The following is a 12057-nucleotide window of genomic DNA, read 5'->3' as shown; positions in this document are numbered from 1 at the left end:
TTGGTGGCGCATGGTTAACCCGCAAGAGACGGAATCAACACGCCCATGGACCTTTCAGCTTCCCTGCTTCACCCCACCCCCACCCCTCAGTCTGAGGAAGATGAACTGGCGTGGATCCGTCTCTTGCGCTCGCGTCGTGTCGGGGTTGCAACCTTCTTTCGACTGCTGACGGAACACGGCTCCGCTCAGGCCGCGCTTGAGGCGTTGCCCGAAGTCGCCGCCCAAGCGGGCGTCAAGGATTACACCCCCTGCCCGCCCGAAGTGGCGGAAGCCGAACACCGCCGCGCGCGCTTTGCCGGGGCCAAAATGGTCACGTGGGGCACGCCGAACTACCCTGAACTGTTGTCAGAAATCGCGGACCCGCCGCCATTTTTCTGGGCCATGGGCGACATTGCGTTGCTGCACCGCCCGATGGTCGCCCTGATCGGGGCGCGCAACGCATCCTCGATCGGGCTGCGCATGACGCGAAAACTGTCCCAAGACCTGAGCGACGCGGGCTTCACCATCGTCTCCGGGCTGGCGCGTGGTGTGGACACAGTGGCGCATCAGGTGGCGCTTGAGGCCGGGCACACCATCGCGGTCATGGCCGGTGGCGTTGATGTCATCTATCCCAAAGAAAACACCGTCCTGGCCGAAGACATCGGGCGCAAGGGGTTGCGTCTGTCCGAACAACCGCCCGGCTTGACCCCGCAAGCCCGTCATTTTCCTCGTCGCAATCGCCTGATCTCGGGCCTTGCCCGCGCCGTTGTCGTGGTCGAGGCGGCTGCCAAGTCTGGGTCGCTCATCACCGCACGCAACGCGTTGGATCAGGGGCGTGATGTGCTGGCCGTGCCCGGCCATCCGTTTGACGCCCGTGCCTCGGGCTGCAATTTCCTGATCCGTGACGGGGCGGCCTTGGTGCGCGGGGCGCAGGATGTGATCGACGCCATCGGTCCGGCCATCGCGGCGGACACGAACGAGGACGCGAACGCTTCCGCGCAAGCGACACCTCCGCAGGTCGAAGAAAATGCACGACCCAAGGACAAAAGAACGCTGGCACAAACTGCCGCGTTGCACAGCCAGATCCTGGCGCGGCTTGGCCCCAGCCCGCTGGCCGAGGATCAGTTGATCCGCGATCTGGGTGATCAGACAGGTGCGGGATCAGGTGACATCCTTCCCGAACTGGTCAATCTGGAGCTTGAGGGCCGAATCACACGCCAGCCAGGCGGATTGCTATCCCGCGCGCAATAGGTCAGTGCAGGACTTGTGATTAATTGGTAAAGTAAAATTACCAATTTGGCCAGAATCCTTACCAAATCCTTACAAACCCTATTGCGCTGCAATGCAGCACGCCCTACCACTTTTCCCAAACCGGCCCGTTGCGCCATGTTTAGGGGGAGAGTGAGATGCGGGACTTTCAGAAAATCCTGATTGCCAACCGGGGCGAGATCGCCATTCGTGTGATGCGCGCCGCCAACGAGATGGGCAAGAAAACCGTCGCCGTCTATGCCGAAGAGGACAAGCTGGGCCTGCATCGTTTCAAGGCAGACGAAGCCTATCGCATCGGCGAGGGTCTGGGGCCGGTTGCGGCCTATCTCTCGATTGACGAGATTATCCGCGTGGCGCGCGACTGTGGGGCCGATGCGATCCATCCGGGCTATGGCCTGTTGTCAGAAAACCCCGATTTCGTGGACGCCTGCACGGCCGCCGGCATCACCTTCATCGGCCCCAAGGCCGCCACCATGCGCGCGCTTGGTGACAAGGCCTCGGCCCGCAAGGTGGCCATCGAGGCCGGTGTGCCGGTTATCCCTGCGACCGAGGTGCTGGGCGACGACATGGATGCGATCCGCGCCGAGGCCGCCGAAATCGGCTATCCCCTGATGCTGAAGGCCAGTTGGGGCGGCGGCGGCCGGGGCATGCGCCCGATCCACGGCCCGGACGAGTTGGAAGAAAAAGTGCTGGAAGGCCGGCGCGAAGCGGAAGCCGCCTTCGGCAATGGCGAAGGCTATCTGGAAAAGATGATCACCCGCGCCCGCCACGTCGAGGTGCAGATCCTGGGTGATAGTCACGGCAGCATCTATCATTTGTATGAGCGCGACTGCTCGGTCCAGCGCCGCAACCAAAAGGTCGTCGAACGCGCGCCTGCTCCCTATTTGTCCGAAGCCCAGCGCGAAGAGCTGTGCGAACTTGGCCGCAAGATCTGCGCCCATGTGAATTACGAATGCGCGGGCACGGTCGAATTCCTGATGGATATGGAAACCGGCAAGTTCTATTTCATCGAGGTGAACCCACGCGTGCAGGTCGAACACACCGTGACCGAGGAAGTCACCGGGATCGACATCGTGCAGGCGCAAATCCTGATTGCCGAGGGTAAATCGCTGGCGGAAGCGACCGGCAAGGCCAGCCAGTATGATATCCGTCTGAACGGTCACGCTCTGCAAACCCGTGTGACCACGGAAGACCCGCAAAACAACTTCATCCCGGATTACGGCCGCATCACTGCCTATCGCTCGGCGACCGGCATGGGCATCCGGCTGGATGGCGGCACGGCCTATGCGGGCGGCGTCATCACGCGCTACTACGACAGTCTTTTGACGAAGGTGACGGCCTGGGCGCCGACGCCCGAAAAAGCCATCGCACGGATGGACCGTGCGCTGCGCGAGTTTCGGGTGCGCGGGGTGTCGACCAATATCGCCTTTGTCGAGAACCTGCTGAAGCACCCGACTTTTCTGAACAACCAGTATACGACCAAGTTCATCGACGAGACGCCGGAGCTGTTCCAGTTCAAGAAACGTCGCGATCGGGGCACGAAGGTTCTGACCTATATAGCGGATATCACGGTAAACGGACATCCCGAAACGCAAGGCCGCGCCGCGCCGCCCGCCGATCTGAAGCCATCCAAACCCCCGGCATTGCGCGCAGATCCCGCCCCCGGCACCCGCCAGTTGCTGGAGGACGGCGGGCCGAACGCCGTGGCCGACTGGATGAAGGCGCAGAAGAAACTCCTGATCACCGACACAACCATGCGCGACGGACACCAGTCGCTTCTGGCGACCCGCATGCGCTCGATCGACATGATCAAGGTCGCGCCCGCTTATGCCGCCAACCTGCCGGACCTGTTCTCGGTCGAATGCTGGGGCGGGGCTACCTTTGACGTGGCCTATCGCTTCTTGCAGGAATGCCCATGGCAGCGCCTGCGCAATCTGCGCGAAGCCATGCCCAACCTGTTGACGCAGATGCTGTTGCGGGCCTCGAACGGGGTGGGATACACGAACTATCCCGACAATGTGGTGCAGGCGTTTGTCAAACAGGCCGCGCTGACCGGCGTGGACGTTTTCCGCGTGTTCGACAGCCTGAACTGGGTCGAAAACATGCGCGTTGCTATGGATGCGGTGATCGACACGGGCAAGATTTGCGAAGGCACGATCTGTTACACGGGCGACATCCTTGACCCGGATCGCGCCAAGTATGACCTGAACTACTACGTGGGCATGGCGAAAGAGCTTGAAGCCGCGGGCGCCCATGTTCTGGGCCTGAAAGACATGGCGGGTCTTTTGAAACCTGCCGCCGCGCGGGTGCTTATCAAGGCACTGAAGGACGAGGTCGGGTTGCCGATCCATTTCCACACTCATGACACGTCTGGTATCGCGGGCGCGACGATCCTTGCGGCGGCCGATGCGGGTGTCGATGCTGTTGATGCCGCTATGGATGCCTTTTCGGGCGGCACATCGCAAGCATGCCTTGGCTCGATTGTTGAAGCTCTGGACAACACCGAGCGTGATACCGGGCTGGATATCGGGGCCATCCGCGAAATCTCGAACTATTGGGAAGGCGTTCGCGCGCAATATACAGCCTTTGAAAGTGGGTTGGCCGCGCCCGCGTCCGAAGTGTATTTGCACGAGATGCCCGGCGGGCAATTTACGAACCTTAAGGCCCAGGCGCGGTCTCTGGGGTTGGAAGAACGCTGGCACGAGGTGGCGCAGACCTATGCCGATGTGAACCAGATGTTCGGTGACATCGTGAAGGTCACGCCGTCCTCGAAAGTGGTGGGCGACATGGCGTTGATGATGGTCAGTCAAGGCCTGACCCGCGCCGAGGTCGAAGACCCAAAGACCGACGTCGCCTTTCCCGACAGTGTCATCGACATGATGCGCGGCAATCTGGGCCAGCCCCCGGGTGGCTTCCCTGCGGCGATCGTCAAGAAAGTGTTGAAAGCTGAAAAGCCAAACACCGAACGCCCCGGCAAGCATCTGGATCCTGTCGATCTGGAAGCCACCCGTGCCAGCCTGTCGAAAGAGCTTGAAGGGTTGGCGATCGACGATGAAGACCTGAATGGGTATTTGATGTATCCAAAGGTCTTTCTGGATTATATGGGACGCCACCGCCAATACGGCCCGGTGCGCACCCTGCCCACCAAAACGTTCTTTTATGGGATGGAGCCGGGCGAGGAAATCTCGACCGAGATCGACCCCGGAAAAACGTTGGAAATCCGCCTTCAAGCGGTCGGTGAAACCAACGAGGACGGCGAGGTTAAGGTGTTCTTTGAGCTGAACGGTCAACCCCGCGTCATTCGCGTCGCGAACCGGCTGGTCAAAGCAACGACCACAAAGCGCCCCAAGGCAGAGGAAGGAAACGCGGCTCATGTGGGCGCCCCTATGCCCGGCGTGGTGGCAACGGTTGCAGTTGTCGCGGGACAGCCTGTGCGCGAAGGCGATCTTCTGTTGACCATCGAAGCGATGAAGATGGAAACCGGCATCCATGCCGAACGCGATGCCACCGTAAAGGCCGTGCATGTCCAGCCCGGCGGGCAAATCGACGCCAAGGATCTGATGATCGAACTGGAATAAGCGCCACGATGGGTGCTGACAGGGGTCGCCCGCGTGGCGGTCCTTGTTCTTTGTCGCGCAACCGGGCGGCGTTTGCGTGCAGGCAAATTGCGGCAAGAACCCCCATCCGTGTCGAATTTCGCGGTTTCATGCGTTTTTCCCCTTGCAGCCCTGCGTTGGATTTCATATCTCACGGCTCACCGAAGGATGCGGGCGTAGCTCAGGGGTAGAGCATAACCTTGCCAAGGTTAGGGTCGGGCGTTCGAATCGCCTCGCCCGCTCCAATCGGTTCCCCGGTTCGGCCAATGGCTGAACATACCCATCAGGATGCGGGCGTAGCTCAGGGGTAGAGCATAACCTTGCCAAGGTTAGGGTCGGGCGTTCGAATCGCCTCGCCCGCTCCAATGGGACTTCTCGGATAGATGTGACAGCACATGGTGGCGGGTCTTCCGACGCCTGTGGCGGAAGTTCAAAAGAAAAAGGGACGCGCATTGCACGCCCCCCTTCCACCACATCCCTTCCCCCTCAGAAAGGTCGTGCTTTTGCTCAGGCGCTCAACGACTGGCGGTTTGCCAGCTCGTGGATCATGGATTGGATCTGGTTGCGCACCTTGACGTCCTGGATTGATGACAGCGCCTGCGCGGCTTTCGCCGTGCGTTCATCCATGGCTTCGTCTTCCGATGTGCCGGCCTCGGCCAGCCCTTCGAAGAAATAACCCGGCTGAACGTTCAGAAGCTGTGCAATCTCGAACATCTTGCTGGCCGAGACACGGTTGTATCCCGTTTCGTACTTTTGAAGCTGTTGGAACGAAAGCCCCAATTGCTCCGCCACTTTTACCTGAGTCAGACCGCGCAGCAGACGGACTTCTCTGATTTTCTTACCCACATGGACATCGACTGGATGGACCATTTTCTCACCACTTAATTGCTTCCCGTTAAAAGAGAATGTCAGGTTTCGCCCGCGGACCCAAGTGATGAGTCATGCACGATTTGGTTATAAAAATGTAACCTGTATGGATGATTTTTTTACCCGATAGACTAAACATCTATTTCAAAACGATATTTTCTGCGATATATTGGCGGGATCATGACAAAGTCCACAGCGGAAACAGTTTGGTGAAGCCGGCTCGGGTGCAAGAATGACCAATCGAAGCAGCCCCGCGCTTCTGTTCGAGATGCTGCGTTCTTTTGCATCCTTGGCGCGCACGTTGAATCTGTCCGAATCCGTGCGCGAACTGGACAGCACGCGCCAGACCATCCGCCGTCACATTGCATCGCTGGAAGCCCACAAGGGCCGGAAACTGTTCAGCTTTCACAACCGGCAATATCAGTTGACCGAAGATGGCCGGAACGCCCTGCGGGAAGCCGAGGAATTGATCGCGCGCGGCGAGGCCTGGCTGCATGGCGAAAGCAAGCATGTGAACGAGCTGTTTTATCTGGGCAAGCAGATCGGCGACGTGCCCTATTACCTGCAACAGCACCCGCTGACCGCGATCTGGGACATGGGATCGCCGCTGATCCAGTTCGGCTTTCACGCCTGGGCCAGATCCGAAGGCGCGCTGGAAAGCCCGGCCTTTGCCCTGCTGCGCCCTTATCTGATGGTGTTTCGCTTCAACGACGACACGGGGGACTGGATCTGCACCGAAGTGGGAGAGGCATCATCCTATGCCACCTGGTTCGGGTGGAAAAAGTACCGGTCCTCGGTGGGCAAGGGCATTGCCAACCTTCCCGGTGGTCCGGGCTTTGCCAACCTGCTGGCGATACCATTTCACGACGTCGCCACCACGCGCGGCATCCGTCTGGATCACATCCACACGCGCATCGGTCACGGCGATGATAACGAACTGAAGGCGATCAGCTATCAGCGGCTGGCGATGGCCTGCCGGTTTGCCGATGGCGAATTTGCTTTGGCAACCTTGATCGACCGGACCCGCAACGTGGTGATCGCCAATCTGAGTGACACGGAGCGCGACGCCATGGACGCCGAGTTCACAATGAATGTTATCCCGCCGCAGTTCGATTAGGCCCCAGCCCGGGCGCGGGTCGCCAAATGGCCGCGAAATGGTCCGAAAAGTGCCAGAAACCGCGCATAAATCTGCCTGATTTCCCGTTTCTCGCGAAAATACGCAAATCGATTCGAAAAGTTTCCCGCATAGGTTAAGATTCCCATGAACCACGAGCATGGGAGATCCAAATGACCATTCATGACAGTTTTGAAGGGGTGCGCTTCGTGGGCTCAATCCTGGATATGGCCCGTGAACACGGTATGGAGATTGAGATCGGCTCGGATTTCGATCTGTATGACCGCCTTATCACCACGCACCGCCCCCATCAGCCGATCGGCGCGCCTTTTGATCCCAAACGGCACCGGATGAGCGACCGGAACGGCTTCTGGATTCTGGGCTGGACCCCACAGGGCGCGTTGGTCCACACCCAGGCCATGCGCCGGTTCGACCTGGGTGGTCTGGCGCTGTCAGATTACCTTGGACAGAATTTCAGGGATTTCCCCCCCGTCGGGCTGGATCTGGATATGCAGCGCAGTTGCTATCAGCCCGGCCCCGGGGCACGGCGCATCAGGGGCCATGTCTGTTATCACGGCGAGCTTTGGGTGAAGGGCGATGATCGCTATCGCGGCACCGGTCTGCCGGGGCTGCTGGCCCGGTTCGCACTGGCCACCTGCCTCTTGCGCTGGTCGCCCGATCACGTCTTCGGCTTCATGCCCGAACGCTATGCCTTTCGCGGGCTGGCCGAACGCGAAGGGTACATGCACACCGATCCCGGTGCGTTGGCGTGGTATCCCAAGGGCAGCAATACCCCGCTGAAAGGGTTCATGACCTATATGGGCCGCGATGATCTGAACCATCTGATCTCGCTCTGCCCGCGCGATTTCATGCAGGCGCAGGCCGCCTGATTGCCACACCCGGAGAGCGACGGCATTTGACGCCTTCCCCGCGCCGCACCTGCCCCCTATAAGGGGCGCAGACGGAAGAAGGACGACCCGATGCGGCGCGCAAAGATCACCCGCAAGACTGCGGAAACCGAGATTTCTGTCGAGGTGAACCTCGACGGAACCGGCACGTATGACAACCAGACAGGCGTGGGGTTCTTCGATCACATGCTGGACCAGTTGTCGCGCCATTCGCTGATCGACATGACGATCCGTGCCGAAGGCGATTTGCACATCGACGACCATCACACGGTCGAAGACACCGGCATCGCGCTGGGGCAGGCCCTGACCGAAGCCCTTGGCGACAAGAAGGGCATCCGACGTTATGGTGAATGCCACCTGCCGATGGATGACGCGCAGGTGCGGGCCGCGCTTGATCTGTCAGGCCGCCCTTATCTGGTGTGGAACATGGAGTTCACCGCTCCCAAAATCGGCACGTTCGACACCGAACTGGTGCGCGAGTTCTTTCAGGCGCTGGCGACCAATGGCGGCATCACGCTGCATGTGGATCAGTTGCACGGCTTCAACGCCCACCACGTGGCCGAAGCGGGGTTCAAAGCCGTCGCGCGCGCGCTGCGCTTGGCCGTTGAAACCGACCCGCGCAAGGCGGACGCGATTCCATCGACCAAGGGCGCGCTGTAACGCAACCCCACTCGGAGACCCTTAATGCTGACCGTGATCATCGACTATGACAGCGGCAACTTGCACTCGGCCGAAAAAGCGTTTCAACGCATGGCGGCGGAAACCGACGCGGGCAAGGTGATCGTCACCACCCGGCCAGAGGACGTGGCCCGTGCCGACCGCATCGTGCTGCCCGGTGATGGGGCATTTCCGGCATGTCGTCAGCAGCTCTCCGACCATCGCGGCATCTATGAGGCGCTGGAAGAGGCCGTAATCCGTCAGGCTCGCCCGTTCATGGGGATTTGTGTGGGGATGCAGATGCTGGCCACCATGAGCCATGAATACCAGGACACCCCCGGCTTCGACTGGATCAAGGGCCATGTGCGCAAGATCACCCCGTCAGATCCGGCGCTGAAAGTCCCGCATATGGGCTGGAACGATCTGGTGATTGACCACGCCCACCCGGTGCTGGACGGGGTTGCGACAGGCGATCATGCCTATTTCGTACACTCATATCACTTCGTGGTGGACGCCGCCGCGCACCGGCTCGCCCATTGCGACTATGCTGGCGACATCACGGCCATTGTCGGGCGTGACAACATGATCGGCATGCAGTTCCACCCGGAAAAAAGTCAGGCTGCGGGGCTTCGGATGATCGCCAATTTCCTGAGCTGGACGCCGTGAAAGAAAGGGCGCTGAAACAGCGCCCTCCCGATCGTCCTGTTTCGTTCCGCTTATTTCACCCGTGACCACGTTTGTTTCTTGCAGAACACCGCAACGCAGCCTTCCACCTTCAGGCTGTTGCCCGAGAGCGTCATCTTGGATTTGAAGACCTTGCCGGTCGAGGGCTGCCAGATCTTGCCACCTGAATACTTGCCGCCACCATTCGGCTGCATGTCCCAGACCAGCCGCTTGCCGATATTCTCGGACTTGATCGGCCCGTCTGCGTTGAAGGCCTTGGAAATCACACCACAGATCGCAGACCCGCATTTCGACATCGTGACATGGGCGTAATTCCCGTCATCCACCTGCGTTTTCCACACGCCTTCCACAGCATCCGCGAAGGCGGGTGCTGCCATACCAACACTCAGCGCAAGCGCCATAACCAAACGTTTCATTCATTCCTCCCTGAATCTGGAAATATCCTGACCCCGAGACACCGATTATGGCAAGTGTGACGTGACGGGAGGCGTGGCTTGGCAAGCGGCAACTTCCGTGCAAAAAGCACCAAAAGCACCAAGCATCGGAGCCTGCCATGATCCTCTATCCCGCCATCGACCTGAAAGACGGCCAATGCGTGCGCCTCCTGCGCGGTGAGATGGAGGCGGCCACCGTCTTCAACGACGACCCGGCGGCTCAGGCGCGGGCGTTTCAGGATGCAGGTTGCGAGTGGATTCACCTTGTTGACCTGAACGGCGCTTTTGCAGGCGAACCGGTGAACGGCGCTGCGGTCGAGGCGATCCTTGCCGCCATCGACGTTCCCGCCCAGTTGGGTGGCGGCATCCGCGACATGGCGACCATCGAAGGCTGGATCGAAAAGGGCCTGTCGCGCGTGATCCTTGGGACAGTTGCTGTCGAGAACCCCGATCTGGTGCGCGAAGCCGCCCGCGCCTTCCCCGGCAAGGTGGCCGTGGGGATCGACGCCCGCAATGGCCGCGTCGCCACCAAAGGCTGGGCCGTGGAAACCGACGTGATGGTCACCGACCTTGCCAAGTCGTTTGAAGACGCTGGCGTCTCCGCCATCATCTACACCGACATCAACCGCGACGGCGCAATGCAAGGCCCGAATGTCGAAGCGACAGCCGCCCTCGCCCGTGCCGTGTCAATCCCGGTGATCGCATCGGGTGGCGTCAGTTCTCTGGACGACCTTATTGCGCTGCGCGATTGCGGCGCATCCCTGAACGGTGCCATTTCGGGCCGGGCGCTTTATGATGGGGCGATTGATCTGAAAGCGGCGTTGGCGGCGCTTTAGCCCCCAGCCGCCGCGGCCGTCAACTTGTCCAGCGCGCCAGTCATCATGCCGACATAAGGCGCGTCATTTGCGATGCCGAACTCCCCCAGCATGTCGGCGGGCGCTTCATAGGCAAGCCAGACCGCGCCATCGCCATCCTCATACACCAGAACCCGCAGAGGCAGCATCAACCCGGCCAACGGATCATCCTGCATGGCAGGTGTGCCCAGCTTGGGGTTGCCAAAGACCAGCAACTGCGAGGGCGCAAGCTCCATCTCCACCGACGCAGCCCCGCCAGCATGATCGACACGCGCGAACACGGTTGCGCCCGCGTTCCCAACAGCGGCCTCCAAAGCATCCATTGTGTCAGGAACAGAACCGGATGCGGGCACTTTCACTATTTCAGCCATCGCTGGCAGAGCAACCATCGACACAAGCGTTGCAAGGGTAAGTTTCATCATCAGCCCATTCCTTTTATCCAAGTTTGAATGCGACAATGCTCTGGTCAGTCACGGCTTGAACAAATAAAACAAACCGTGATCAGCCAAGGACCGCGCAGAAATGCTGAAAACCCGCATCATACCTTGCCTTGACGTGGCCGAGGGTCGCACCGTCAAAGGCGTCAACTTCGTCGACCTGATCGACGCGGGCGACCCGGTGGAACAGGCGCGCGCCTATGACGCCGCCGGCGCCGACGAGCTTTGCTTTCTCGACATCAAGGCCACGCATGAAAACCGCGGCACCATGTATGATCTGGCAACGCGCACGGCGGAACAGTGCTTCATGCCGCTGACCATCGGCGGCGGCGTACGCACGCCCGAAGACGTCCGCGACCTGCTGCTTGCAGGGGCCGACAAGGTCAGCTTCAACTCTGCCGCCGTCGCCGACCCGGACGTGATTGCGCGCTCGGCTGATCGGTTCGGCAGCCAGTGCATCGTGGTGGCCATCGACGCCAAGACCATCTCCCCCGGAAAATGGGGCATCTTCACCCATGGGGGCCGCAAACCCGCACTTGATGAAAGCGGCGATCCCATCGACGCGGTCGAATTTGCCAAACTGATGGTGAGCAAAGGCGCGGGTGAAATCCTGCTGACCTCAATGGATCGCGACGGCACCCGCGCAGGTTTCAACCTGCCGCTCACCCGCGCCATTTCGGACGCTGTGCACGTGCCCGTCATCGCCTCCGGCGGCGTCGGCACACTTGATCACCTTGTCGAAGGCGTCACCGAAGGCGGCGCCAGTGCCGTGCTTGCCGCCTCGATCTTCCATTTCGGCGACTACACCATCCGCGAAGCCAAGGAACACATGGCCGCCGCCGGCATCCCGATGAGGCTGACATGAGCATTCTCGACCACCTCGCCGCCACCATCGACGCCCGCAAAACGGCCGATCCCGGCACTTCCTGGACCGCAAAACTCCTATCGAAAGGCCCGGAAAAATGCGCCGAGAAATTCGGCGAAGAAGCGATCGAGGCCATCATCGCCGCCACCAAAGGCGACCGCGACAACCTGACCGCCGAAGCCGCCGACGTGCTCTACCACCTGCTGGTCATGCTGGCAGCGCGCGACATACCCTTGGCAGACGTGCTGGCCGAACTCGAACGTCGCGAGGGCACCTCGGGCATTGCCGAGAAAGCCGCCCGCAAAGACTGAGCTTCGTTTCTTCTGGCCGAAAATATCCCGGGGTGAGCGGCATCGCCGCGAGGGGCTGGCCCCTCAGGCTCACGATGTGAGC

The 12057-nt window shown here is 60.6% G+C and carries 12 protein-coding genes and 2 tRNA genes; 11 read left to right on the top strand and 3 right to left on the bottom strand.

The genetic code is table 11. The features are described from left to right. The first annotated feature begins 45 nt into the window (after positions 1 to 45). From dprA to MUY21_RS11075, 4 genes are all read left to right on the top strand, one after another. A complete protein-coding gene (gene dprA / locus MUY21_RS11090) occupies positions 46 to 1230 on the top strand; it encodes a DNA-processing protein DprA (RefSeq protein WP_248410448.1) in 1185 nt (394 codons plus the stop codon). 155 nt (positions 1231 to 1385) lie between these two features. After that, complete coding sequence (locus tag MUY21_RS11085) at positions 1386 to 4826, top strand: pyruvate carboxylase (RefSeq protein WP_248410447.1); 3441 nt, start codon at positions 1386 to 1388, stop codon at positions 4824 to 4826. A 188-nt stretch (positions 4827 to 5014) separates the two neighbouring features. After that, a tRNA-Gly gene (locus tag MUY21_RS11080) sits at positions 5015 to 5089 on the top strand. A gap of 45 nt (positions 5090 to 5134) precedes the next feature. Further along, positions 5135 to 5209, top strand: a tRNA-Gly gene (locus MUY21_RS11075). A 142-nt stretch (positions 5210 to 5351) separates the two neighbouring features. On the opposite strand, the gene MUY21_RS11070 is transcribed toward MUY21_RS11075, so the two are convergent. Continuing rightward, positions 5352 to 5714 carry a helix-turn-helix transcriptional regulator gene (locus MUY21_RS11070; RefSeq protein ID WP_191285353.1) on the bottom strand — a complete coding sequence of 121 codons (363 nt, stop codon included), beginning with the start codon at positions 5712 to 5714 and terminating at the stop codon, positions 5352 to 5354. Between the two features lie 229 nt (positions 5715 to 5943). Here MUY21_RS11070 and MUY21_RS11065 point away from each other — a divergent pair, with 229 nt between their 5' ends. The 4 genes from MUY21_RS11065 to hisH all read left to right on the top strand — a co-directional run bounded on the left by MUY21_RS11065 (position 5944) and on the right by hisH (position 9056). After that, positions 5944 to 6828 (top strand): LysR family transcriptional regulator, encoded by an 885-nt coding sequence (locus tag MUY21_RS11065; RefSeq protein WP_248410446.1) that lies wholly within the window; start codon positions 5944 to 5946, stop codon positions 6826 to 6828. Positions 6829 to 6998: 170 nt separating this feature from the next. Next, positions 6999 to 7715 carry a hypothetical protein gene (locus MUY21_RS11060; RefSeq protein WP_248410445.1) on the top strand — a complete coding sequence of 239 codons (717 nt, stop codon included), beginning with the start codon at positions 6999 to 7001 and terminating at the stop codon, positions 7713 to 7715. A gap of 90 nt (positions 7716 to 7805) precedes the next feature. Then, positions 7806 to 8393, top strand: a complete 588-nt coding sequence (hisB, locus tag MUY21_RS11055; RefSeq protein WP_248410444.1) for an imidazoleglycerol-phosphate dehydratase HisB — start codon at positions 7806 to 7808, stop codon at positions 8391 to 8393. A 24-nt stretch (positions 8394 to 8417) separates the two neighbouring features. After that, positions 8418 to 9056 carry an imidazole glycerol phosphate synthase subunit HisH gene (gene hisH, locus MUY21_RS11050; protein ID WP_248410443.1) on the top strand — a complete coding sequence of 213 codons (639 nt, stop codon included), beginning with the start codon at positions 8418 to 8420 and terminating at the stop codon, positions 9054 to 9056. A 50-nt stretch (positions 9057 to 9106) separates the two neighbouring features. Here hisH and MUY21_RS11045 read toward each other — a convergent pair whose 3' ends face one another. Then, positions 9107 to 9490 carry a DUF2147 domain-containing protein gene (locus tag MUY21_RS11045; RefSeq protein WP_248410442.1) on the bottom strand — a complete coding sequence of 128 codons (384 nt, stop codon included), beginning with the start codon at positions 9488 to 9490 and terminating at the stop codon, positions 9107 to 9109. A 137-nt stretch (positions 9491 to 9627) separates the two neighbouring features. Between MUY21_RS11045 and hisA the strand changes: the two genes are divergently transcribed. Next, positions 9628 to 10344, top strand: a complete 717-nt coding sequence (gene hisA, locus MUY21_RS11040) for a 1-(5-phosphoribosyl)-5-[(5-phosphoribosylamino)methylideneamino]imidazole-4-carboxamide isomerase (protein ID WP_248410441.1) — start codon at positions 9628 to 9630, stop codon at positions 10342 to 10344. Here hisA and MUY21_RS11035 read toward each other — a convergent pair. Next, complete coding sequence (locus MUY21_RS11035; RefSeq protein WP_191285346.1) at positions 10341 to 10784, bottom strand: DUF302 domain-containing protein; 444 nt, start codon at positions 10782 to 10784, stop codon at positions 10341 to 10343. The two genes, hisA and MUY21_RS11035, sit on opposite strands and share 4 nt — an antisense overlap. 100 nt (positions 10785 to 10884) lie before the next feature. Between MUY21_RS11035 and hisF the strand changes: the two genes are divergently transcribed. Together hisF and MUY21_RS11025 are read left to right on the top strand one after the other, a co-directional pair. Then, positions 10885 to 11664: an imidazole glycerol phosphate synthase subunit HisF gene (gene hisF, locus MUY21_RS11030; RefSeq protein WP_248410440.1), complete on the top strand. Its 780-nt coding sequence runs from the start codon at positions 10885 to 10887 to the stop codon at positions 11662 to 11664. Beyond that, on the top strand, positions 11661 to 11975 hold the full coding sequence (locus MUY21_RS11025) for a phosphoribosyl-ATP diphosphatase (protein WP_248410439.1): 315 nt from the start codon (positions 11661 to 11663) through the stop codon (positions 11973 to 11975). Before hisF ends, MUY21_RS11025 begins: the two co-directional genes overlap by 4 nt. Positions 11976 to 12057 lie beyond the last annotated feature (82 nt).

It is taken from the genome of Aliiroseovarius sp. S2029 (assembly GCF_023195575.1).
In the GTDB taxonomy this organism is placed as follows: domain Bacteria; phylum Pseudomonadota; class Alphaproteobacteria; order Rhodobacterales; family Rhodobacteraceae; genus Aliiroseovarius; species Aliiroseovarius zhejiangensis.
Note: the sequence above shows the minus strand (reverse complement) of the source record. Positions and strands in the feature narration are given on the sequence as shown.

Coding starts and splice junctions, on each gene's coding strand:
- MUY21_RS11060 (WP_248410445.1), top strand. CDS start 6,999: ATGACCATTCATGACAGTTTTGAAGGGGTGCGCTTCGTGGGCTCAATC.
- MUY21_RS11025 (WP_248410439.1), top strand. CDS start 11,661: ATGAGCATTCTCGACCACCTCGCCGCCACCATCGACGCCCGCAAAACG.
- MUY21_RS11085 (WP_248410447.1), top strand. CDS start 1,386: ATGCGGGACTTTCAGAAAATCCTGATTGCCAACCGGGGCGAGATCGCC.
- MUY21_RS11070 (WP_191285353.1), bottom strand. CDS start 5,714: ATGGTCCATCCAGTCGATGTCCATGTGGGTAAGAAAATCAGAGAAGTC.
- hisF (WP_248410440.1), top strand. CDS start 10,885: ATGCTGAAAACCCGCATCATACCTTGCCTTGACGTGGCCGAGGGTCGC.
- hisB (WP_248410444.1), top strand. CDS start 7,806: ATGCGGCGCGCAAAGATCACCCGCAAGACTGCGGAAACCGAGATTTCT.
- MUY21_RS11035 (WP_191285346.1), bottom strand. CDS start 10,784: ATGATGAAACTTACCCTTGCAACGCTTGTGTCGATGGTTGCTCTGCCA.
- hisH (WP_248410443.1), top strand. CDS start 8,418: ATGCTGACCGTGATCATCGACTATGACAGCGGCAACTTGCACTCGGCC.
- MUY21_RS11045 (WP_248410442.1), bottom strand. CDS start 9,490: ATGAAACGTTTGGTTATGGCGCTTGCGCTGAGTGTTGGTATGGCAGCA.
- MUY21_RS11065 (WP_248410446.1), top strand. CDS start 5,944: ATGACCAATCGAAGCAGCCCCGCGCTTCTGTTCGAGATGCTGCGTTCT.
- dprA (WP_248410448.1), top strand. CDS start 46: ATGGACCTTTCAGCTTCCCTGCTTCACCCCACCCCCACCCCTCAGTCT.
- hisA (WP_248410441.1), top strand. CDS start 9,628: ATGATCCTCTATCCCGCCATCGACCTGAAAGACGGCCAATGCGTGCGC.